At 33.8% G+C, this 24,838-nt stretch carries 13 protein-coding genes; 9 read left to right on the top strand and 4 right to left on the bottom strand.

Annotated elements, in window-relative coordinates:
• Positions 1-1,286 precede the first annotated feature (1,286 nt).
• Positions 1,287-1,859, bottom strand: coding sequence for a cytochrome b/b6 domain-containing protein (locus PR767_RS13520; RefSeq protein ID WP_110592923.1), 573 nt, complete (start codon positions 1,857-1,859; stop codon positions 1,287-1,289).
• A gap of 1,739 nt (positions 1,860-3,598) precedes the next feature.
• Here PR767_RS13520 and PR767_RS13515 point away from each other — a divergent pair.
• From PR767_RS13515 to PR767_RS13495, 5 genes are all read left to right on the top strand, one after another.
• Positions 3,599-3,811 (top strand): HEAT repeat domain-containing protein, encoded by a 213-nt coding sequence (locus PR767_RS13515; protein ID WP_198633993.1) that lies wholly within the window; start codon positions 3,599-3,601, stop codon positions 3,809-3,811.
• A gap of 924 nt (positions 3,812-4,735) precedes the next feature.
• Positions 4,736-14,818, top strand: coding sequence for a non-ribosomal peptide synthetase (locus tag PR767_RS13510; RefSeq protein WP_272520434.1), 10,083 nt, complete (start codon positions 4,736-4,738; stop codon positions 14,816-14,818).
• Positions 14,811-15,476: a 4'-phosphopantetheinyl transferase family protein gene (locus PR767_RS13505; protein WP_198635246.1), complete on the top strand. Its 666-nt coding sequence runs from the start codon at positions 14,811-14,813 to the stop codon at positions 15,474-15,476. The genes PR767_RS13510 and PR767_RS13505 overlap by 8 nt, the downstream gene beginning before the upstream one ends.
• A gap of 852 nt (positions 15,477-16,328) precedes the next feature.
• Positions 16,329-16,523: a hypothetical protein gene (locus PR767_RS13500; RefSeq protein ID WP_198633990.1), complete on the top strand. Its 195-nt coding sequence runs from the start codon at positions 16,329-16,331 to the stop codon at positions 16,521-16,523.
• A gap of 819 nt (positions 16,524-17,342) precedes the next feature.
• A complete protein-coding gene (locus tag PR767_RS13495; RefSeq protein ID WP_198633989.1) occupies positions 17,343-18,164 on the top strand; it encodes a formate/nitrite transporter family protein in 822 nt (273 codons plus the stop codon).
• A gap of 322 nt (positions 18,165-18,486) precedes the next feature.
• Here the strand turns inward: PR767_RS13495 and PR767_RS13490 are convergent, their stop codons facing one another.
• Together PR767_RS13490 and PR767_RS13485 are read right to left on the bottom strand one after the other, a co-directional pair.
• A complete protein-coding gene (locus PR767_RS13490; RefSeq protein WP_198633988.1) occupies positions 18,487-19,905 on the bottom strand; it encodes a carbohydrate porin in 1,419 nt (472 codons plus the stop codon).
• A 392-nt stretch (positions 19,906-20,297) separates the two neighbouring features.
• On the bottom strand, positions 20,298-20,519 hold the full coding sequence (locus PR767_RS13485; RefSeq protein ID WP_272520433.1) for a RecX family transcriptional regulator: 222 nt from the start codon (positions 20,517-20,519) through the stop codon (positions 20,298-20,300).
• A gap of 386 nt (positions 20,520-20,905) precedes the next feature.
• Here PR767_RS13485 and PR767_RS13480 point away from each other — a divergent pair, with 386 nt between their 5' ends.
• The 4 genes from PR767_RS13480 to PR767_RS21275 all read left to right on the top strand — a co-directional run bounded on the left by PR767_RS13480 (position 20,906) and on the right by PR767_RS21275 (position 22,951).
• Positions 20,906-21,172 (top strand): type II toxin-antitoxin system TacA family antitoxin, encoded by a 267-nt coding sequence (locus PR767_RS13480; protein WP_198635248.1) that lies wholly within the window; start codon positions 20,906-20,908, stop codon positions 21,170-21,172.
• Complete coding sequence (locus tag PR767_RS13475; protein WP_350025304.1) at positions 21,172-21,651, top strand: GNAT family N-acetyltransferase; 480 nt, start codon at positions 21,172-21,174, stop codon at positions 21,649-21,651. Before PR767_RS13480 ends, PR767_RS13475 begins: the two co-directional genes overlap by 1 nt.
• Positions 21,652-22,501: 850 nt before the next feature.
• On the top strand, positions 22,502-22,657 hold the full coding sequence (locus PR767_RS21215) for a type II toxin-antitoxin system RelE/ParE family toxin (protein ID WP_324256178.1): 156 nt from the start codon (positions 22,502-22,504) through the stop codon (positions 22,655-22,657).
• A gap of 174 nt (positions 22,658-22,831) precedes the next feature.
• Positions 22,832-22,951, top strand: a complete 120-nt coding sequence (locus tag PR767_RS21275) for a helix-turn-helix domain-containing protein (protein WP_368924810.1) — start codon at positions 22,832-22,834, stop codon at positions 22,949-22,951.
• An 859-nt stretch (positions 22,952-23,810) separates the two neighbouring features.
• Here PR767_RS21275 and PR767_RS13465 read toward each other — a convergent pair.
• Positions 23,811-24,833, bottom strand: a complete 1,023-nt coding sequence (locus PR767_RS13465; protein WP_110592925.1) for a ParB family protein — start codon at positions 24,831-24,833, stop codon at positions 23,811-23,813.
• Between the last annotated feature and the right edge of the window lie 5 nt (positions 24,834-24,838).

Here is a 24,838-nt window from a genome sequence, read left to right as displayed (position 1 = left end):
TGAGTATTCACTTTATATCGCTAAATAATATAAAGTTTACAAAGAAATTATTTTTTCTTTGTAAACTTTATTTTCATAACTTTAATTATGGATGTTTATTCGATTAACTTGATTACAATTATAATGAGTTATTTAATGTTAATGCAAATCTGAATAAATGTAATCAGTAACCGAAAGCATAATTATTACAATTGTTACATATTATAAATGTTGTTAAAAAACAATACCTTATGGAAAAACTTTAATTTAGAGTATTTTATTCCTTCAATAATTGATGTCTCTATTTGTGTTTAAGTTCTGTATTAGTGGTAAAAAACAAAAGATATAACTATAATTAATAAAATTTCATATATATACGTATTATGTAACAAAGATAGTCAGAAATACTCGATAAAACTCATTTTTGGAGTTTGATTGATATGTGGAATTTGTCTCTCATCATTCGATGATGTATGGTTAACTTTATGATACTAAATCAAAAAGTCAAATTTTCTGGGATCGTTATTTATCGAAATATGTCTATTTGGATAAATAGTAATTCCATTTATAAAATTTTGTTTCCTTGGTTATTATTTAGCATAAAACTATTTGTATTGCAAAATTAGTAATAGCTTTAGATACTCGATAGGAAGGGATTAGTCAGTTAGTAGCTAAGAAGTATAAAATCTCTGTATTGATAATAATACTCAAGGGAGATAGAGGTAAGTAGTATACTAATGCTTTGAATTTATTGGTGAAATTTTTACTTTGATGTTAAGTAAATACAGTTGAATAATGTATAGAACCTCAAGATATTAACATGAGATAATACCTATTAACGTGAAGCGCCAGAATATCGTTAAAGCAGTGAGGTATCGGCAATTAGAGGGTTGATTTTAGTATCTATAGGTTTGATGTTTCAATTTCTAATGGTATGTTTTCAATGAGAAAGATTTTTAAATTTTTTTATAGGTACAGACTATTAATAACAATGGTTATGATCGCTTTTATTACTGGATGGGCATTACAATATGTCGAAGAGCCCATAGCTTGGCTCAACATTTTTAATGAGGAGTGATGATAAGATTTGTATTATTTTTATTCGATTAATAATAGATAATAGTTCTATTGGTTAACTAAAATTACTGACTTTTCATGACCATTCGAATATTGTGCTAACATAGATAACCTCTTGATTTTATAAAAGTATCGCTACCTAATCGTAACTTGTTATAGTATATAGATATATAACAAGTTACAATATATGGGGACTATGATTCCTATTAATAGCAATGTATCAAATAAGTCTATTTGCCTTTGTGTTTTTTCCAAATTACAAAATGAATAATTCCTAATGTACCGTGAGCATAAATATAAATCTCAATTAAAATTGTAAGTGATTTATGAATACTTCTCGCCTCTAGAGTGAATGCTGACTGCTGTAACCATAAAATGAACCATGCAACACCAGATAATATAACAATTGATAAAGCTCCTAATCCTAACCCTTGAACTGTTGCTGCTAGTCCTTTAGGAGCGCTATCTGGTAGCTTTTTAGCTAAAAGGTAACGTATGTCTTCTTTGATTTGTTTAAAGTCACCCCAAAGGTAGGGATAAAAATATCTAAGTCCGCGTTGTTTAAAACACGATAGGACTAAAAAGAAAGTTAAAAAAAGGAGTACAAAACCCGAAAAAATATGAATCCAAGTGAACAAATAAATCATGTCAAAAAAAGGAGGAACCACTGACTTTGTCCCCATCATCCAGTTGCTAACAATGATTTGCGATATTACTAAGAGTAGAATTAACATATGTAAAATTCTTATTTTTTTAGTTTGATAAATACCAAAAAAATCCCAGATCGATTTAAATATGTTCAAAATATTTCACCTTTTTATAGTCTTTTGTACGGTTAAAGATTGATAGATTATAATCTGATTATATTTGAGATTAAATTCTATTTAATATAAAAAATAGTCTATATCCACCATCTAATTGTGACTTTCTTTTTTTGATAATTTTATTTGTCTTGTCAATTTTACTAATGTATATTTTATCAGTGAGCAAGCTTTGTAAACTGTCGTACTTATCCATTTGGTAAATTGAACGATCTACACGCCAGTAAAACAGTTTGTCAGTAATGATATCCAGAGGATTTCCTTTTAGATTATCAATAGATAAAATAGTATGTTGCTTGAAATATCATGAATAACTTGATTTACTGTTTATATAGTAAGTTAATTAGTTAACATTTAAATTTGTAAATTATGAATATTCATCATATATAGTCGTTTCACTTAATATTTTAGAAAAAGCTAGCATTTATCTGAAGTTTTATAAATTAGCAAATCTAATCTAATTTTCTTATGTATTTATGATTTAGTTCATAATTGAACTATTTTTGTTTCAAGTATATAGATACAATTAGTTAGTTGATTAATGTTTTTTATTTGTATGGCTGAATAGCCATCAGTAATAATGAGTGCGTTACTAACTCTATGGCATTTTTTATTGCCACTCTTGCCGCTTATAGTACCTAGCGGTTTTTTTGTAACAAAATGTATTGAAAGAGGGATTATGAATTTTTTAGCCTATTTCTGACTAGATATCTCTTATTGATTTAGAGATTTCTTTTTCTCCATACTCTTCAGCTATTGATATCATTTATCTGTGTAGCTTACAAATGAACCGACCACAAAAGTGATTTTACGCTTTGTCATTTCTTCAGATGTTAACTTTCTCATCTCTTGTCATTATCGATGCAACCTTCAAAGTGATACCAGTTCATTTTTAAACTGTAATTAAGCCTTCTCGATTTATACATATTCAATTAATTAATTTCTTTGATATTTGTTTCGCATAAAAAGTCTGCAAATTAACCTATTCAGGTGATTCAAGGTTGAATATAGGTATTTTAATTTGGATTGAATAATAGTGATTATATTATCTGGATGCTAATTATAGAAGTGGATCGTACAAAAGCAGATTATATTTTCATTAGATATACTCTCTTCTAGAGTGATTTTTTATATTATTTAATAATTATAAATATAATTACATTTTGAAATAATCTACTAGAATTAAGTCTAACGTTCCTCATACGTTAACACTTTAGTCTACCACTGTGTAGTATTTGTATACTCAGTTAGCAATATTCTTTTCCGTATTTAGTAACAGTTTAATCATAGATTATATAATTTATATTGATATAATTGGTAAACCTATATGACATTTAGGTTTATCATAAACAAAATTAAGTTCGATTGGTTGAACGTCTTTCCCCCTTCTCGCGAAGAGGGCGGTTATGGTTTTGAACGGCTTTTTCACAAATTTTAAAAAATGAGCTGATTTATTGAATGCTTGTACTGATATTGTATTTTCTAATAGAGATAAAAAATTTTATGATATTGCTTAATTGTTCTTACTTAATTGCTTAATTGTTCTTACTTAATTGTTTATTTGTCTCTAGAATAATACTGTTACAACTGTAATGCTTTAATTTAAATAATAATATTTTCCTGAGATAGATAATTCACTAACTCGACTTAATCCGAAACTTAAAATAATAACTCTATAACATTTATTCCAATCTTAATAAGGTTAAAATAGACGAAATTATATGCGTAAAGATATTATTAACATGCTTGTTGAGCTTACTCATAGAAGCAATGATGAGGTTAAAATAGCTGCAGTTAGTGCACTTGGTGACTATAAAGCAACCATTGAACAACAAGCTGCTGTTTCTAGACTTATTGAGTTATGTAAAGATCCTAATAAGGAGGTTGCAATTTCAGCTATTAGAGCTTTAAGTAAGCTCTCTTCATTTCTTTAATTGGTTTATTGTGTGTTAAACGTACTATTAAGTTTGTCATAGATTTTGGCAGATTTTCACGTTCTATTTTGTATTTAGCTAGTTTATTAATAAGGTTATTTATCATTATTAATAGCAGGTAAGCCCGGTATTACTAGGATTGAATATCAAACCGAGAAAGCAGCCTTACATGGCTTTTGCAGGCTCTTCCGACTCTTTGAGTCGAAGATATATGGCACTATTCGTTTTAACTAGGTGACCAAGCATACTACAACTAACGTTATCGTTTTTTTTTATCGACAAACGACCGTATCTCATCGATCGCACAAAAAAGCTGAATTTATTAATTTTGTAAAGGCAATATGGTTATCTAACGAAAGTTGAGTAATCTAAAGTGCGAATAATGGTATTAATACTTTATGTCGTCTAATGCTCTTGCAGTTTCACGGATAACTGCATTATTCATCACCAATTCAATTACCTGTATCTTTGATAACGGGTTGATAGGTCTTGTAGGTATATATAATCGAGCTAAAAGGTACGACAATATATCTGATTATGGTAATGAAGTTGACTGCTACTATCATGTTTTTTAGCAGAAGAGATTAATCTTTAGAAGCGAAATTTCGTTGAAATGATAGGCATGCTGAGCTCCAATAAAAAAGCGCATTTCATGCTCGTTGACTAAAAAATAAAAAGCCAAAAAAATTTTTTATGCAATATTAAACTCGGAAAAATATACATATTTTTTGTTTTTTTTATATGATTAATTTATTAAGTTACTAAGGACAAAAATAGAAACAAAATATTAAAAATTATTTATATAAATATTTATAGTATATGAAGAGTTGTAATGTAATATAACAATAAAATTAGTATTAATTATACCCATAATATTGGTAATTAATAAATTACATTGATTTAGGCGAGTGAAAATGGTGTACTATGAAAGAAGCTACCACTAGTTATTTGTTATCATCTCCATATACAAAATTATTTTGGAATGAGTATTTACTTAACCCGGAAAGTTGCGAATATAACCTTGTACTTGATCAAGATTTATTTGGTAATATTGATGTTAATAAAATAGGGAAAACAATAAGTATCCTATCTAAAAGGTATCCATTATTTATAATGAATTTAAATTATAATGATGGACAATTGTTTTGGAGGCCATCTAGCAATAAGTCTAGCCTAGAAATTATAAATGATATAAACGATATATCTGAAAAGTTAAAGTTACCGTTTAATTTGGAAAATGATAACTTAGTTCGTTACTATCTCTTTAAATATGCAGATAATCATTTTCGTTTTTTTGTTGTATTGCATCATGTTGTTATTGATGGGTTATCCGCCCAAGAGTTTTACGATTCAATCTCTGAAATCTATAATAATATAGATAACTACGAGAAATCCATAAATGAAAATAAAGAACAGGATAACTATCAATATACTACTGATTATGATGATATCCAAAAAACGTTTTTAGATTTTAATGATTCAGTGAGTTTACTTATTGATAAACATGATTCTGTTTCATATTGGCAGAATATGCTTAAAAACTGCCCTTCTAAATTAGACCTACCTTTTATTAAAAATAATGAAATTGAACAGTATGAAAGTGCGGAAGTTAGATTTAAATTAAATCAACATCAATGGTTAAAACTAAAAAGTGGTTTAAAATACGCTAACCATTTCTTAGTATTTAAAACACTTTGGACATACTTAATTGGCCGCTATACTGGGCAAAAAACCATTTATATAAATTATCCAATTGCTATCGAAGGTGGCACATCGCTCTGTTTTGGAGCACAAGTAAATACTGTTATATTCCCACTCACGCTTTCTGATAGAAAAAGCTTTAATGATTATTACCAAGATACCATCGATTATACTCGCTCATTAAAAGTGATGGGTAAGTTACGCCATTCTCAATTACCTATCTATGAAGTGCTTTCAGCCACTCCTATAAAAGAAATGAGTGTCAGTTTCAGTCAGGCCTATCTAAAAGATAACTCTCTTCAATTTTCAGGCTGTGAAGCAAGAGTTAATAATCAATTTAACAATGATATGGCAGGCTCTGCATTAATATTGGAGTACCAACTACAAGGTAATGATTTTGCCTTTAGGATCCGTTACAAAAAAGCTCAATTTCATGAACAACAAATGCAAGAAATGGCTCAACAATTTCAACATTTAATAAATATTGTATCTCATAACCCTTACGCAATTCTATCCGATATTTCATTGCTGACTCCTAATCAGCAATTGTTTATTACTCAGCAATATCAATCTAACGATAATCTAGAAAAAACGTTAATTTCATCGTTTGATGATCAAGTATTACAATACCCTAATTACCCTGCTCTAAGTTTTAATAATACAACACTAAGCTATCAACAGTTACAACAACAGACAAATCAGCTGGCTCGGCATATACAAGAACGTTATAAAAAAATCACAGGACGAGAAAATTGCCATCAAGCTTTAATTCCTTTTATTCATCATCGGGGTATACATGCCATTATCTCAATGATAGCAATTATGCGTACTGGAGCAGCATATGTTCCTTTAGATCCTCAAGCTCCTGAGGAACGTATAAAATGGATCATCCAAGATATAAACAGTCCTATCATATTAACAGAACAATCTATCACTCCATTACTTAACCGTATAGCTCCATCTTTGACGTGCTTAAATACTGATAATCTAAACGAGTGGAACATTGAGCCAACGAATACAATTATTGATGAAACAGCTCCTCACCTGACAGCCTATACGATTTATACTTCGGGCACAACGGGACGCCCTAAAGGGGTTTTGATCCCACATCGTGGTCCTGTCAGTATGTTAAGTGCAGTAAAAAAAGAATTATCCGTAAATAATATCAAGCAATCCAATGTCTTACAGTTTTCATCCTTTGTGTTTGATGCCCATGTATTAGAAGTCTATATTGCACTACTTTCTGGTTGCCACCTTTTTGTTACCGATGATGCAGAAAGAAAAGATTTGTCATTACTCCAGCAAAAAATGGCGCAATGGGACATCCATTTTACGATTTTGCCTCCTGCATTATTGAGTACCAAGCCGATATTTCACGACTCTTTACAAACGTTATGCTCGGGAGGAGAAGCCGTTTCACAAGAGGTAGTAGATTTCTATAGTATGAGTAAGTTCACTTTATCTAATATGTATGGTCCTACTGAAGGCTCTGTATTGGTCACGATGAACCCAAACTTCGAAGGTGGAGCTCGTAATATAGGGAAAGCATTACCTGAATGTCAGTTATTGGTTACAGATGAGAAACTTAATATCCAACCTATCGGTGTTGTAGGAGAACTTTGTATAAGTGGGCCGAGCCTTGCTACTGAATATTTCAACCAACCTGAGCAAACAGAGCAAAAATTTGTTTTAAATCCTTATTCAAATCAACCTCTTTATCAATATTTGTACCGTACAGGAGATCTTGTCCGTCGGCTTGCTGATGGTAGCTTTGAATACTTAGGTCGCAATGACCACCAAGTCAAAATTCACGGTCATCGTATTGAATTGGACGAAATTGAGAGCGCACTACTATCATACATAGGAGTTATTGATGCTAAAGTAGCTGTACGTTCTCTGCCAAACCCAACGATATGTTGCTGGTACATGACTGATGGTTCAGAGCTTAATCCCCAACAAATCCAAGATCATGTTGCACGTTTTTTACCTCATTACATGGTGCCACAAGCGCTTATGCGTGTGGAAAAATTCCCCCTTAATATAAACGGTAAAGTAGATTTAAACGTATTACCAACACCGATAATTTTACATAGCGAAACGATGTGGCGTGGTGCAGAAACCCCTCTACAGCAGACTCTATTGACTATTCTATGCCTAACTTTTAGTGATCAAAAGATTGGGATTGATCATAACTTCTATCGCTGTGGGGGGAATTCAATTCTCGCGATTCGCTATTGCCATGAAATAAGCAAAGTAACAGGTTATCCCGTTACTGTGAACATATTGAGTACTTATCCAACAGTTGCCCTGTTAAGCCAATACTTATTAACCATACAGAAAGCAGACATTCAGTCTAATGAAATTAAAGCCTTAGGGATTGATCGTACACCGTTGTCATATCAACAAGCACGCCTTTGGTTTGTTGATAGGCTTGATGAAGGAAAAACTCACTACCTTTCCCCTATCATGTTCAAGCTGCACAAACAATGTGATACTGAATGTTTCGTTATGGCATTACAGCAATTGGTTGAACGGCATCAAATTTTACAGAGTGTGATCTACCAAGATGATCAAGGCAAAGCTTGGCAACAGCGAGTGAACAAACAGCTTGATATTCAGCATGTTCACATCACAGAAGATGAATATCATACATTTGTTACACAAAAATTGACGACTCCTATCGACCTCACAAAGTCGATCCCTATTAATGCGACGCTAATTTATTACACTAATGCATCAGGAGAAAAATGTTGCGATTGTTTATTAGTCATTCACCATATTGCGATTGATGGTTGGTCACAAAACATTTTCATTCGTGAATTGACACTACTTTATAACCAAAATAGTTGTCATGATGTACTCGATATTCCATTGAATGATCTCATGATACAATATAGTGATTATGCCTATTGGCAGCAAACACAAGCTCCATCGCCAGCACATCATTTAGAGTTTTGGTATCAGCATTTGGCTGATTACCAACAACTTGACTTGCCAATCGACTTTACTCGCCCTAATCATTTTGACACTAAAGGTGATAATTTCGAATTCATGTTACCGGAATCATTAACCAGTTCATTAAAAGCTATTGCAGTAAAACAAGGTATTACCTTGTATTCTGTAATGTTAGCCGGCTTTTCAATTGTTTTATCGCGTTACTGTGCCCAAGATGACATTATCATTGGTATGCCGTTAGCAAACCGCGAACATGTACAGCTTGATAGTGTGATAGGCTTCTTTGTGAATACTTTACCCATTCGATTAAAAGTTGATCCCAATTACTCTGTCCATCAATGGTTAAGACACGTTTTTGAAACTACACAAGATGTTCAACTACATCAACAGCTTCCTTTTGACCAATTAGTTGCTAGTTTACATACATCACTGGATCTCTCGCGTCACCCAATATTTCAGGTTATCTTTGCATTGGAACAAGATGAAAGTCACTTACTACCTGAATGGATGGAATTAGCCGATCTGTCGAATTATGAGAATAATGCTAAATATGACTTAAACTTGACCCTGCACCAATCCGAAACAGCAATAAAAGGAGTGATAAACTATGCAACTTCATTATTTCAACCTGAAAGTATTGCCAGTTTAGCACAATACTATGTCACAATATTATCCCTCATGGTTGATCATTATAACGACTCTATTCAAACGCTCTCACTGATTGATAATAAGAATTATCAGGAAAATATACCTGAATATGACTATCAGCGGGCATTACATGCCGACTTCATTCTTAATGCCTCTCAATCTCCGGACCTTGTGGCTGTAATTGATAATATAGGCAGTATGACTTACAACACGTTATATCTTTCTGCTCTTATTCTCTCTAATCAACTTCGTGAGCAAGACTCTATAGAAGGAGAAGCTATAGCAGTACTTCTTCCCAAAGGTCGTCTACAACCTATCGCATTACTCGCGATATTAATGAGTGGAAAAGCATTTTTACCGTTAGATATGAGTTGGCCGCTAGAACGTAGAATATCAGTTATACACCAAGCAGGTATCAATACATTGTTGTGCGCGGAAGAAGATAATTATGGTGATGATATTCAGACCTACATTCTTGATGAAACTGGACGTGTGCAAGATTTCGCTGATCCTGAAATACTTCAGGCTCCAGTAAAAGTAGCACCAACTGATTTAGCTTATATTATTTATACTTCGGGCTCGACTGGAAAGCCGAAAGGAGTGGCTATAGAGCATCAAGGAGCAACCAATACTATTGAAGGTTGTAAAAGACTCTTTAATTTTAGTGCTAAAGACCGTACTCTCGCACTCAGTGCATTAAGTTTTGACTTATCTATATATGATATTTTTGCAGCGCTGTCCTCTGGCGCTGCTGTTGTGATGCCAAACGAATCTGAACGTTATTCACCAAAACATTGGTATGAATTAATGGTGAAACATAATGTCAGTATGTGGCTGAGTGCACCTGCAATGATGGAACTATTGATAAGTTATATGGAGCAATCGGCTAATGTAAGTAATCTATCTAGTTTACGCATCACTATGGTAGGCGGGGATTGGATCTCGGTCAAATTACCTGAAAAATTAAGAGCCAAAGCCCCTAACTGCACAATTTATAGTGCAGGAGGGGCAACTGAGGCATCAATCTTTTCTATTCTCTATCGTATTCCTGAGACACCTATTCTCACATCTACTATTCCATATGGTAAAGCTCTACCTCATCAGTCATTTTTTATTTTAGATAGCCAGCTTAATCCTGTTCCTGTTGGAGTTAGAGGAGAGCTTTATATTGGTGGTGTTGGGCTAGCCCGTGAATATTGGCGAGATACAACGCGTACTGAAGAAAGCTTTATTTTTCATCAAGGATTAAATCAAAGGCTATATCGCACAGGTGATTTAGGTCGCTGGTTACCAGATGGCAATATTGAGTTTATGGGACGTAGGGACTTTCAAATAAAGTTGAATGGTTATCGTATCGAATTGGGGGAAATAGAGTTTGTATTACACACGCATCCGCAGGTAGATAAAGCGTGTGCATGGGTAGTTGAGCTACCACAAAAAACATTAGTTACTTGGTATGTTTCGAAAAAACCAATTGCTGATAGTGAGTTAGCAAATCACGCTAGCCAACATTTGCCTCACTATATGTTACCAAACTATTATGTTTGGGTACCTGAGCTACCATTGAATGAAAATGGTAAAATTAATTACAAGCGATTACCGTTGCCTGATATAAAACAACAAGATAATTGTATGCCAGAAAATGAGTTTGAAAGTGTTTGTACCACTATTTGGCAGACCTTACTCAAACAAGATAATATTGGTGTGAACAGCAATTTTTTCACATTAGGTGGAAATTCGTTGCTAGCAATTCAAGCATGCTATCAAATTAATCAGGCTTTAAATTCACAGTTTACATTAACTGATCTAGCTCAAAGTACTGGAATTCGTGCGCTTTATCAACGCCATCAAGCACAATCTGCCGAGAAAACACTTATCATTATTGAGGAGTCACGACAACTTCAGCACCCGCTCTCATCAATGCAAAAACAGCTATGGTTTATTGAACAATTAAATACATCAAGTCAGCTATACCATATACCACTATTATTAAGTATAGCTGATGACTGTGATTGGACTTTATTACGTCAAAGTATTGAAATGGTAGTCTCTCGCCATCAAGTGTTGAACTGTGTATTTACTCAAAATGAACAAGGTGAATACATCAGCCAACAAATAAACACTTCTTTTAATATTAATGAGAAATATATACCGGTCGATAAGTGGGAACAATTGCAGGTTGAATTAATCAATGCTCCATTTGATTTAACTCGCAATATTCCTGTCCGTGCTGGTATTTATCACTGCCACTTTGATAATCAAATAAAATATCATTATGTTTTATTTGTTTTTCATCATATTAGCTTTGACGGAACCTCTATTCCTGTTCTATTGCAAGATATCATAGAACACTATCAAGCATTAAGTAATAATCCTCATGCAGTCATACCTGCACTACCTATTCAATATGGTGACTACGCAAGGTGGCAGCAACAGCAATTAACTGGCGAACATATCAAATCAACAGAACTGTGGTGGCAGCAAAATTTAGATGCTTGGCAGCCATTAGCTCTACCACTAGATTTTGTGCGCCCTGCTCAATTCAATCATCAAGGTCGTAATTATTCTTTCACTATCCCTTCATCATTAGTTGCTAAGGTTGAACAAATGGCTCGTCAAGAAGGGATCACTCCTTATATAGTATATTTTAGTTGTTTTAATCTACTGTTGAGCTTATTTAGTGGTCAGCAAGACATTATTGTTGGCACACCACTAGTGCATCGACCAACTTCTTCATCGCAGCAGTTAATTGGTTTCTTTGTTAATACATTACCTATTCGTACCAAAGTTGATGATGATATGACACTCAAGCAACTGAGAAGTATGTTGTTTGAACAAATTTTGCTTACTCAACAGAACCAGCTACCATTGGAACAATTGATTGCAAAAATGAACGTATCACATGATCTCGCCATTAACCCACTATTCCAAGTCATGTTTTTATATGAGCCTAGATTAGATGATAATTTACCTTCATGGTTAAGTATTGAGCCTTTCTCTAACAACTATGAAATGGCTAAATTTGATCTAACACTTAATGTGATTGAAACCCCAGATCAAACAATTGCTACACTAAACTATGCGTCATCTTTGTTTAAACCTGAAACTATCGCGCATTTAGCTGACTATTACATAATAATTTTGCAGCAGTGTTTGGAGAACAGCAAGAATAACGTTCGTGATATCGTACTTGTTTCAGAAGAAGAGACGCTACTTACGCGTGATCTATGGCGAAATCAGACTCGTTGTTATCCCTATGAACGAATGATTTGGCAAGACTTTGTCTGTAAAACGAATCAGCAACCTCAAGCTATTGCGATTATTGATAAACTAGGTGAGATGACTTATAGCCAGCTCTACCGAGCCGCTTTACTGCTTGCTGGTCAATTATCGCAGTCACCAGCCATGCTTGGAGATACAATAGGAATATTAATCAACAAAGGTCGAGCACAGATCATTGCCGTTCTTGCTTGCTCATTTGTAGGGAAACCTTATTTGCCGATGGATAGCTCTTGGCCAGAAAAACGCTGTAGAGATGTTTTACAACAGGGGAATGCACAATTGGTGATTAGCAGTAAAAATTGGGAAACGCCAATTGATGTCACTATCGTCACGATTTCTGAACAAGGTGTGGTTAATAACTTACCGGTTGCCCCTCATTTTACGAACCCAATTAAAGTATCACCTGATGAGCTGGCATATGTGATCTTCACTTCAGGTTCAACAGGTAAACCTAAAGGTGTTGCAGTTAAGCACTCGGGCGCAGTAAATAGCATCATTGATACCTTGAGAAAAATGAATATAGGCTCTCAGCAGCGCCTATTTGCCATTAGTGCTTTAAGTTTTGATATCTCCGTGTTTGATATATTTGGAGCGCTTTCTGCGGGGGCCTCCATCGTCATACCATCAGAAGAACAACGTTATGATCCCAAAGCCTGGGCAAGCATAATTCAAAAACATCAGGTGAACTTTTGTAATGCGGCTCCATCTGTTATTGCGTTATTAATGGAGTACCTTGAAACAAGCGATACACCACAACAACTTAAATTAGAAAAAGTAATTTTAGTTGGTGAAATTATTCCTAAGTCTTTACCCGCTCGAATTCGCCGTTTTTCATCTCAATGCCAAATTGTCAGTACAGGAGGTGCGACAGAAAGCTCTATATGGTCTATTTATTATGATATTCCATTTGGTGATTTAGATTCACCCAGTATTCCTTATGGAAAAGCGATGGCACATCAGCGTTTTTATATATTAGATAAACAACTTCGTCTATTACCTTGCGGAATACCTGGTGAGCAATATATTGGTGGTGTAGGAGTTGCTGAAGGTTATTTTAATAATCAGCAACTTACTGATGAACGTTTCATTTGGCATGAAGGGCTTGGAGAGCGACTTTATCGTACAGGAGATATGGGACGATGGTTACCTGATGGTAATTTAGAATTTTTAGGGCGAATCGATTTCCAAGTTAAAGTGAATGGCTACCGTATTGAACTTACAGAAGTAGAAAATTGTGCTCTAAGTTACGATAAAGTTACCGCCTGTTGCGCAATTGTTCATCATAGTGATTCATTACAACAATTAGTTCTTTACTACGTGGCTAGTGAAGAGATAGAAGAATCTGAACTTTTAATGCAGATGTCACAAAACCTTCCTCTTTATATGTTGCCATCTCAACTTATAGCTCTTAATGCTTTACCCTACAATACGAGTGGTAAATTAGATAGATCTGCACTACCAACTCCTGAAATACATACTCAAGAGCAATATAGTGCACCACAAACCCCACAACAAGAGCAGCTTTGTCAGTTATGGCAAACTATTTTAGATGTTAAGCAAGTAGGGATCCATGACGATTTCTTTCAATTGGGTGGAAATTCACTTAAAGCCATCTCATTATGTCAAAAAATGTCAAACATTATAGGTAGAACATTAACGATTGTTTCTTTATTCCAATATCGAACAATTGAAAAATTACTAGCTGCAACAGATCGTATCATGTGCGGGGAATTAAATAAGCTTATAACTCATAATGAACCTAAGTTATGGATGATACATCCAGCCCTAGCAGGTGTAGAAGTTTTCTCAGATTTTGCTAAACAAGCTCAAGGAAAAATACACTGTTTTGGATTAGATAATTACAATCTTTATCACGAACCCGCTATAGATGAGCTCTCACTGCTTGCATCTTTTTATCGCGCTGAGATAGAGAAAAGTAAAACATATCAAGAAGGTAAACCTATTTACCTATTAGGATGGTCATTAGGAGGGCTAATTGCTCTAGAGATAGCTGCGCAGCTTGAAGCTAAAGGCATCAAAAATATTTCCTTATGGTTACTTGACAGTTTTTATCAGCATTCGGTTCAAAAGTCATTATCACGCTCTGAATTACTTTCCGCTATAGGTATCACCGGTGAGATGGCACAGCGAGCAATTAGTATTGAATCTGCTGAAGATAAACTTGCGTCTAGTTCAATTAGCTGTAAATTAATATCAACAAAAGTGACCTTATTTAAGGCACTCAAAATACACCCCAAATTTAAAGGGGAAACCATGCTGCCACTTATTAATAGCCCTGATAATGGATTAACTAAGATTTGTTCAAATCTTGTAGTGATTAAACTTGATTGTAACCATTATGATATTATCGAGAAAAGGAATGAAATTATTCAATTAATCACTGATACTATTTATGAATAGCTTAAAATCGGTACTTTTGTCTTACATCGTCGAAAGTCTACCGCCTTCGATAGTTTGCACTTTGTACCATCAACATGAATATCAACCAGAATGGCGGCTTCAAGTCGCCATACCTGAAGATATTCAAAGTAGTATTCCGAAGCGGCAAAATGAGTACGTAAGTGGGCGAATTTGTGCTGCTGAAGCCTTACAGAAATTAGGAAGTTCGAAATGCTATGTGGGGAGAGATCCACAATATGCACCAAAATGGCCTAAAGGAACAGTGGGTAGTATTTCTCATAACGAGCATTGGGTGATTGCCTGTGTTGCCTGGAAATATAAGTATATTGGATTAGGTATTGATATAGAAACATGCATAAACTCTGATTATTTAGAGTCTATGCATCAATATATCTACACTAAAAATGAACTCATACTACTGCAACAAGCTGATTTTGATGTGCTCACCGCAAGTACAATTTTATTTTCTATTAAAGAATCTGCTATCAAATTACTTTTGTCTCAAAATTTAACTATAAATAATTTTAAAAATATTCAAGTGGTTCAAGTGAATGGCAATCAAATTATATTACGAATACTTTTTTCTACCCCTAAATTTCTTATTGGACAATTTTGGGTACAACAAAAAACAATCGTTACATTGGTTACAGAAAAATAGGTTAAAAGTGATTTTTTTGATTAATCATACACTGAAAAATAGAAAAACAACTTCTTCACTTTGATTAATAACCACCTTAGTATAGGATATTTTTCAGCTTTTCAAGGGGTTCCTTTGATAACTTTCACTTAGTCAAACTCAGTAACAATTGAGCAAATAATATTAATGTATTACGTGGAGATATTGATATAATTCATGTTATAAAAAGAATAAAATTATTCTTTTTATATGTATATAGTTATAGCTCGACTTCTACTCAGTAACTGGGAGGGTATCAAAATTAATTTGACGTAAAAAAGATTAATGTAACATAATGTTAAGCTTATTGAGGTGTTCTAAATAATTGATAAGTTATGGAGGTATACCCTCTGATGTGACTCTGTCGGCTTTTTCAATGATTCGTAGGGCATTATCGGATTAAAAATGTCTTACTGAACTTAGAGCTAGTGATTAAGTACTGCTTAGCCAATAATGCTTGGAACTTAAATTGTAGTTACGTAGGCATAAGAACAATCGCAGCGATAGTGATGACTCAGTATGTTGTGAAGGTTAACAGTTATCTTGTAGGTAACCTTCAGTTATAAAGCATTAATTATCTATAAATAATTCTTAATATTAGTTTAAGATATTTTAAATTAATAATAATTTATTGGTTTAGCCCAAAATGATAAATTATGGATATATTATAAATAATATATAAAGATTATTTCGTTATTGTTGAAAATTTACATTTTTATAAGAATGTAGCGCTATAGTTATAATGTATTTGACTTTAAATTAGATTGATGGCTATATATGATATCGACAAATTTTAATAATTTTGGAAATATTAGGATACTCAATAGGAATAGTATGAAACAGTTTTTTATTTTGTTTTTTATCGAGTTAATTACTGGATGTAGTGGTACTTTTTTTCCTGAAACTCCAGATGCGTGGGATTCAGGAAACTGTTATAGACGCGCTACTGAATCTTCGTGTTATCGAGTTACAAATGATATGAAACAACGAGAATGGGATAAGTTCATTAAAAATGAAGACAAAAACTAATGGACTACAATTAGATAATAAACTACGGTTTTATTGATACAATGAAATAAAGTCGTGAAGTTGAGTTTTTATATTCAACGTAGGAATAGTATTTCCCCCACATTTTAGACGGTTAAGAGTCCTCTGACCATAAAGTGTAGCTTTATCCATGTTAATAATCCTGGGAGTTTGCCATTTTTTAGCGTACTTGAATATATTTCGTAGTAATCAGTAATCTGCTTTAAGTTACGATACTACGATACCGTGAGCGATAGAATTCAAAGGTTAGTCCTTAATTATAATTAAATCTATACGTACTTATTTTTCTATTTCAGGAGCGTAGTGCTGAGCACAATTATAAATTGTAGTGTATTCTCTCTTCCCTCGGTGAAGTTATCAATAGCTTACGGAGAAACCGTATAGCCTAAAGAATGATAATCTTAGTAAAATGGCGATTTTTAAATGCATTCACGCAAAAAAGTCGTAACGAAAATAACTGTTACTTAAACTTTACAACAATATCAGAATTAAATACTTTACTATAACTTTATTTAAATTATATTTTTATCTGTTTTTAATAAAAGTAAATTATTTATGATTTTTGATGTTTTTCGTTGTTATATTATATTTAATGTTTATTAAGAAAATTATCAGAAGTGTATTATATAATTGCTATAAATTTGTTTTTTTAATTGTTTACCTTAATTTTATTAATTTAATCGATTTGATATTACTTACTTTTCTTAGGTAAGGTAATCTAAACGCGATAACTATTGACTATTTAACTTTTATCGCATCATAATAACACATGACTATACCGTTTGTATTAATAGGAAGTGTATGTCTAAAAATGAAAGTGAACTGAATTGGCGCCAAAGAATGGTGATTGAAGAACACGAAAAGCTTTCACCTCGGCTGATTTATGAAATTATCCGTAAACACGGTATCGAGGAGTTAAATCGCCCCGCAAAAGCGTTGATATTCTCGGGGATAACTGCTGGAATTATCATTAGTTTTTCATTTGTATTTAAAGCTACTTTTAAAGCGTATTTACCGGATTCTGAATGGGCTTTTTTAGTCGAAAATATCGGTTATACAGTAGGCTTTATCATTGTTATTTTAGGACATATGCAGTTGTTTACTGAAAATACAATAACAACGGTTGTCCCTCTTTTTTCTCCTTTTACTTATAGAAAACTGTACCAACTCATCAGATTATGGGGAATAGTCTTTATTTCGAATATCATTGGTACAGGATTAGCGGCGTACTTTATTCTAAATAATCACTTATTTGATCAAAATATTATACAACAACTTGACACAATTGCATTTCATGTTACTTCATATTCTATCACTGAAAATATTATAAAAGGGATCCCTGCCGGCATATTAATTGCTTCACTTGTTTGGATGTTGCCTTCCGTGAAGAATAAAGTTTTGTTGATATTTTTTATCACTTATCTAATGGCATTGGGTGGATTTACACATGTCATTGTTGGTTCTTCTGAAGCCGCTTACTGGTTTTATAAAGATAACCTCAGTTTTTCACACTACCTTTTTACATTCTTATTTCCAACGACTTTCGGTAATATAATCGGAGGTACAGGAGTTTTTACTTTGTTGATTTATGGGCAAGTTAATGAGGAATTGGGAGGTGAATAAGACTTACGACCTTTGCATTATCTTGATAACTGATTATGCTCAGATTTAGTAATTGACTGCTAAGTATTTTTTGGTTTATCTATGAATATCCTGTATAAATAAATGATAGAGACTTATTACAAAAATAATAAATTTATAACAAGCTCTTTATATCGGAAAGAGATTCAGTATCATGAGTAATTAAAACTTTGCAACAGTGCCATTTTTAATATAGAAATACATTAAAACACAAGAGAAATAAATAGAAAATCTTTTTGATAGTTATTTTGCAGCCGTTCTTCCTATTTATTAACAACATATAGGAAGAACGGCCTAACTTAGACTAGAAAAGATATTTGAAGCGAGCACGAATACCATAGCGTTCATCATCATGATGACTAATCAAATTAGTGTTATCGGCATTAATTTTAGAGTAATAAGCCCCAAGATAAATTTTGTAATTATCTATAGCTAAAATTTGAGGTAACTCATAAGAAGCATATAAAGTATGAACATCATATTTACCCGGGATGTTATTCAATACTGAATTAGGGTCTGTCGAAATATTTACTGCATTAAAATCTTTAATATTATTATGCGCATAGATATAACCTAGCTGAGCGCGACGCCATAAGGCATAGCCACCTAACGATAAATCTGTTTCTGCTATTGCATCTAGGTATGCAGTACTGAATGTTAGCTGCACTCCATTATCTGAGTCTTTCTCTACGCTATTCCATCCTAAAGTCATACCATATCCATTACGTTTGGACATATCCTTCCAATGACCATCAACGTTGTCCCCATAGGCATTGTTGATAACTTGGGATTCCATCGCAATAGCCACTTTAAAATCATTCGGCTGCCAAGCCACCACAGGCCTTAAATAAATAACATTTTTCTTATTATCTAGCTGATAACCATGGTAATTAGAGTCATCGAATAAAGCGGTACCATCTTCAACCAATGCGTTAATTTCAAAATACCAATCATCTAATGAATGGGAAAGTTGCACACTACCACCATCACCTGAACGCCCCCGCCCTTCTTTCATCATATAAATATAACCGAACCCATCACTGTATAAATCATTCGCCGTATTACCTGAATACTGTATAAACGTATCTTGTCCTAATGGGAACATGTCATAAGCTTCGTAACGGCCGAGCTTTACTTGCCAGCGGTCCTTTTGCCCGAAATAAAAAGCGGCGTCATCGAGGTTCATTTTTCCTGTCATATCCGCAAGCGGCTGCATAGAAAACCCTGCATAATTTCCATTATCTTTCAGATGATTACCATCTACCCCAATCAAAATCCGTCCATTAATATCCCAATTATCACTCTTATTTGGTTGGTTGTTTTTCCCAAGAGCCGTTCTGACAGACGTAATTTGTCCCTGACGACTCGCCGCATCCATATTGAACTCAACATCACCATAAAGCTTAAGTTCACCGTAATCATTGTGGTATTGGATCCCAGATGTTGATTTTTCTTCACTCTCCCTTGGTACATTTGTATTGGAAATAGGCTCCTTAACAACGGTTGATATGGGTTGTTTGGTCGTTTCATGCATATTCATCACTCGTTCGAGCTTTTCTGCTTTCAGTTCAGCAGCTTCGGCACGTCGTTCTGCCAATTCAGCTCTTTTCTCTAACGCCTCTAGCCTTGCCTCAATAAGGCTTAAATCTGTTTGAGCATCCCCCACCAAAGGGAATAGGATGATAAAAGCTGCTGCAATCGCAGATAACGGTAACATCTTCATATTAATACCTATTTGAATTAAACCAACAAACATCATTGCTAGCGCTTTTTCTTCTCTTTTTTGATTTATCCTGAAGTGAGCTGCCAAGAACATGGATGGTAGTATATAATTAAAGGTGTGTTAACGTTAACATTAAATTAATAAAAGAAAGATCGAACTCACAATTCACTGATTAATCTAAAATAAGCAACGTCAAAAACCATGTTTATCTTTTATTTTAACCAATTGAAAATTAATTAATTTTATAAATTAATAATATAAAAACTAACCATTGAATAACTCATAAATCATATCGCGAAAAAAACTGGATACTTTAAGCGTCTGATTTGTTTTCTTTTTATTTGAAATTATGAGGAAGGTTATCACCAACGAACCAATGCGGCCTTTTCAAATCAATCTACATCTAGAGTGGCAAAATACTTTTCCACAACCGTTTCAGTGAAACTTTTCTGCCGCATTTCTTGTTTTATCCGCAATAGTTCATACCCTTTACGGAAATAACCTTGCATTAATAGCCCCGCGATACGGTCGTCATCATGAAAATATTGCTCACTTAGCCTTTCAAGCACTAATTCAATTAAAGGCTCATCAATAATACCTTCATTTTTTTTCATACATACGCCGTTTCATTCGAGCAAATAGGTCTGCTTTCCCATAATCACAGCGGGAAAGCATAAACAAGGCATATTGACATAGCTCGGATTCATTCATGTCGTTAAACTTTGAGCATTAAATTGGGCGCATTGCGCGCCCAATCTAACATAAACCTTGAAATTCTAAATAATTCCAATTAGTGAACTTGAGTGCCACTTTGCAACAGTCCCCATTTAAATTATCTCTTTAAAAGTATCGCATATAGGCTATAGCATTGATAGTGAATTGATGGTTTTTAGCATATCTCATTGGTGTGTACCTATATGCCACATACGAGAGTGTTGACAATAGATACACATCAAGTTACCGTATATCTATTGTGTATTTGTATATAGGAGTTATAGTCATGCGTAATGCTGCAATTAATCTTCGGGCTTTACCTGAACAACGAGACTTAATCGATGAGGCTGCTAGTCTTCTTGGTAAGAACCGATCTGATTTTATGCTTGAAGTCGCTTGTGAAAGAGCGCAAGCAATATTGCTAGATCAAGTTTTTTTCCAATTAGATAATGAAAAATTTCAGCAATTTAATTTATTACTTGATGCTCCAGTTAATAGTAACCCTGGTCTAGATCGTTTAATGTCAATAGAAATACCATGGAAGGAAATATAGTGAATCTGCAACTATCAACTCCTAAACCATTATCATCATCTCATAGACTAGATGAATTTTTTTGTGGCGAATTATCTTTAGATGATTGGCTAAAGCGTAGGGCTCTATCTAACCATTTGAATGGAGCCAGTCGAACCTTTGTTATTGCAGATTCATATCAACATGTTTGGGGTTATTATGCATTAGCAACTGGAGCAATTTCACACAATGAAGCTACAGGACGTGTTCGTCGAAATATGCCTGAGCCAATTCCAGTTATTGTACTTGGAAGATTAGCAATCGATTTACGTGCTCAGGGAAGAAAACTAGGTGCTTCTTTATTACAGGATGCTGTTGTTAGAGTTAGAACTGTTGCTGAAAATACTGGGGTTCGTGCGTTACTTGTTCATGCTTTGAATGATAAAGCAAAACAATTTTATGAATACTATGGTTTTACTGCATCCCCTATTAGCCCTATGACATTGATGCTTACACTATAATCTAACTTACATTTTAAGTTTTATCTTTTATAAATGGCGTCAACGATACCTTATCATTTACTGAATGCACATAAGTAACATGATAAGTTTCTCGATCTACACTCATACCTTTCATATAGTTATACTCAAATGATATGCCAAACAATATAACTCAAATATTAGAATTTAACTAATGGCATCAATTAAATATATATCATCACAGGCTGAAATTCAGACTGTCATCAAAGCGCTTGGCGTTAATTTAACGTTGAAATAAGATAGTAGTATCACATAGATAAAAGCTAATCAGCCTTTAGCGATAGTGAAAAATAAGTTATCAAAACTAGTGTAAAATACAGTAAAAGCGGTATATCGCTCAGTGAATTTTCCCCTTCAGGACAAGTACAACTGAATTTATTTGAGAGTGCCCTCGGATTCACAAGATAGATGAACTTATACAGACGATTGATCAGAATAATAGTTGAAAAGGTGCTATCTGGTTTACAGCTCAGGTGATTCGATCGCAATCCGCCTTGTGGAAAATGAAGCCGCAGCTTTTTCTCCTCGATGGACTACAAAATTTTCAGATTTTCCCTTTGTTAGAAGTTAATGAGATTAAAAAATAATCTTTCTATTAAGTTCATCGATAATCAATTGATTGCATCAATTATCCACATGGATAAATGTATTTCTCAACTACTTAACTAGATTTTTTTATCCTTTATAAATTGCATTTAATTGCAAATTGGTAGAGGGGGATATGCATACAGTCAAATACCACAAAGAAGTAGAAAAAGAAGCCAATGATTTACCCATTAAAATAAAAGTTAAATATGATCGTATAGTGCAGAAAATGGAATGAAATCCCCATATTTTACAGAAAACAGAAACTAAACCTCTTAGGGATGTATTATTTGAACTCAGAAGTATCAGGAATGATTTAGATCGAGGGCTTTGGGTATATCATAAAGGAAAAATAATTTATATATTGCTGATTTTCATAAAAAATACAAAAAACAGAATTTGAGATCGCAAAAGCAAGATTGCAAGGGATACTGAATGATAAATAAGCACAATGATTTGTACAGTGAATGGATGAAAAAAATCTCAATATTGGGCCGATTATGAAGAAGAACTATAGAAAGAAAAATTTCAAGCTCTGCTAACAGAATGGTGCAATAACGCATGTTTAACTAAAAAATTGGGTGTTAATCACTCAACTATCACTCGTATGGAGTCGAATTTTGATAACGCGAGTATCCGTAATATTATTAAATATGCAGTGGCCTGTGATATTCAAATTTCAATAATCTCACTTTAATTTTGCAGAGTCTGAATAATGGTCATAACACATGCGAGTGTAGCGTGAATCCGTCATATCGACGCTTGCAATCTAAGATTTGGGAAGCCTCGCTCTTTAAGTTGGGGAGCAGGCACGTGGCAATATTTTTCAAAAACAATTAATGCCTTGCTTTTTGAGTAGATTATTGTCTCAATGGGTTTTATGGTGAGCATATAGGCGACAATTAATGTTCGAATTTCTTCTTTTCTCAAAAACAGTTCCGAGGTACATTGGTTGACGATGTTGAAGACACTTCAAGATGACTTCTTGCTATTAAAAGAGGACTTATCAAGCCAATTATTGACAGTACCTTACGCTTATCTAAAACTGCTTATGCTCACAAGCGAATCTCAAACAACTAAGCTCGTAGGAATATTATAATTATATCTTAATGCTATTGTATCGGGATAGTAAAGCAACTTACGGTTAAAATATCCGGTTGTCTGACAATATTCCTTTTTTTGCAATTCCAACAGCAGCTACAAACTCATCAAATAGTCGTCTTTAGGCTATCAGTCGATATATCCCCTCCCCGACTATATCTGGCAAGGGTGATTTATCACTAGCTAGTTTGACTATAATGTCGAATACTCTCTACCTAAATGTAAAGTTTAATAGTATGTTGGATAGAGTAAATACTGTGTAATTTTTGACGAACAAGGGGGTTGTTTTATTACAAAAAAATGAAAATAAAACTATAATGCATTGTTTATATTAGTTTAATTTTATTAGTTGTTTTGGCGAAATACCATTGATTTCGATATGCTATTTTATGGTATGTTGGCTCAGTAAATGGAACACCTCGCCATTTACGGCAAGGCGTAGTCACATTGTTTTTTTATTCTTTACTTTTTTCTTGAACTATTTTAGATAGCTTTAGCTTTATCAAGCGTTCAAGCTCTTGAATAACGGTTTGATTAAGCCTATTAAACTCAAAACGTACTTTTCTACCGTTTCCACTGTAGCTAATACGGGCATATTGATCCTTATTATTGAATTCGACAATATCAGAGGTTTTCCATGCTGAGGCGGGCTTAGTTTTGTCTGTCATCAACTCTAAAATATTTGATAAATCGTCTAATATATTTTTTTGTGTTTCTTGGATATTTTCAATTACTAGGCCTTTACGATTATCTCTGACCTCTTTGCATAGTACTGCTAAATCTATGCCCTCTTTATGTGCATTACTTTGGAGTTTAGAAAGACGGGCATAGAATGTATTAGGTATTCCTTCGCAGTCAGGAAATAAATTAACTAGACGTACATCAATTAATGCTGCCTGAATACGTTTACGAACTGACTCAGTACTTATACCAATATATTGAGCTAATTGTTCATTAGTTGTGAAGTTATTATCCTCCATTAGCTTTTGATACTGTAAACCTACCTCGCGGTAAGAGAGTTTTCGAGAACTTTGCGCAGCACTAATAATAGAGAAAATATCTTCATTGGATATGTCGTTTGGTAAAACCCATAATGGTAGGTCGGTAGATAATTTTATGCAGCAATAGCGACGTCGACTTCCTTCAATTAAGTGGTAAATACCATCCTTTCTGATAGCAATACCTTCAGTATCCACTCCCCGTTGTTTTATTTGTTCCAGAATATCGCCCATGGAGTTCTCATCCAATGCTTCCTGGTTACGTGGATTAAGATAATGAACAACAGTTTGTTCAGAGACTTTATCCCCTGAGACTATGATGTGTTCAGCATCAACTTTGTGCCCGTTTTTCAGTGTAAAGGTTCTTTTGGGGATATTCCCCCCTTTTAAAGAGGGGAGTCCATTTCTCTGCTCAAAACGTGTTTTCTTCGAATTTCCTAAATACATATCTTTGTTTGTGCCTCTTTCTACATCAGTCATGCGGA

Origin of the sequence: Providencia sp. PROV223, from assembly GCF_028479245.1 — a bacterium.
GTDB lineage: Bacteria > Pseudomonadota > Gammaproteobacteria > Enterobacterales > Enterobacteriaceae > Providencia > Providencia rettgeri.
Note: the sequence above shows the minus strand (reverse complement) of the source record. Positions and strands in the feature narration are given on the sequence as shown.

Excerpts from the sequence above, each read along its gene's own strand:
- PR767_RS13465 (WP_110592925.1), bottom strand. The coding sequence starts at position 24,833 with ATGACTGATGTAGAAAGAGGCACAAACAAAGATATGTATTTAGGAAAT.
- PR767_RS13500 (WP_198633990.1), top strand. The coding sequence starts at position 16,329 with ATGAAACAGTTTTTTATTTTGTTTTTTATCGAGTTAATTACTGGATGT.
- PR767_RS13485 (WP_272520433.1), bottom strand. The coding sequence starts at position 20,519 with ATGAAAAAAAATGAAGGTATTATTGATGAGCCTTTAATTGAATTAGTG.
- PR767_RS13490 (WP_198633988.1), bottom strand. The coding sequence starts at position 19,905 with ATGAAGATGTTACCGTTATCTGCGATTGCAGCAGCTTTTATCATCCTA.
- PR767_RS13505 (WP_198635246.1), top strand. The coding sequence starts at position 14,811 with ATGAATAGCTTAAAATCGGTACTTTTGTCTTACATCGTCGAAAGTCTA.
- PR767_RS13480 (WP_198635248.1), top strand. The coding sequence starts at position 20,906 with ATGCGTAATGCTGCAATTAATCTTCGGGCTTTACCTGAACAACGAGAC.
- PR767_RS13510 (WP_272520434.1), top strand. The coding sequence starts at position 4,736 with ATGAAAGAAGCTACCACTAGTTATTTGTTATCATCTCCATATACAAAA.
- PR767_RS13495 (WP_198633989.1), top strand. The coding sequence starts at position 17,343 with ATGTCTAAAAATGAAAGTGAACTGAATTGGCGCCAAAGAATGGTGATT.
- PR767_RS13515 (WP_198633993.1), top strand. The coding sequence starts at position 3,599 with ATGCGTAAAGATATTATTAACATGCTTGTTGAGCTTACTCATAGAAGC.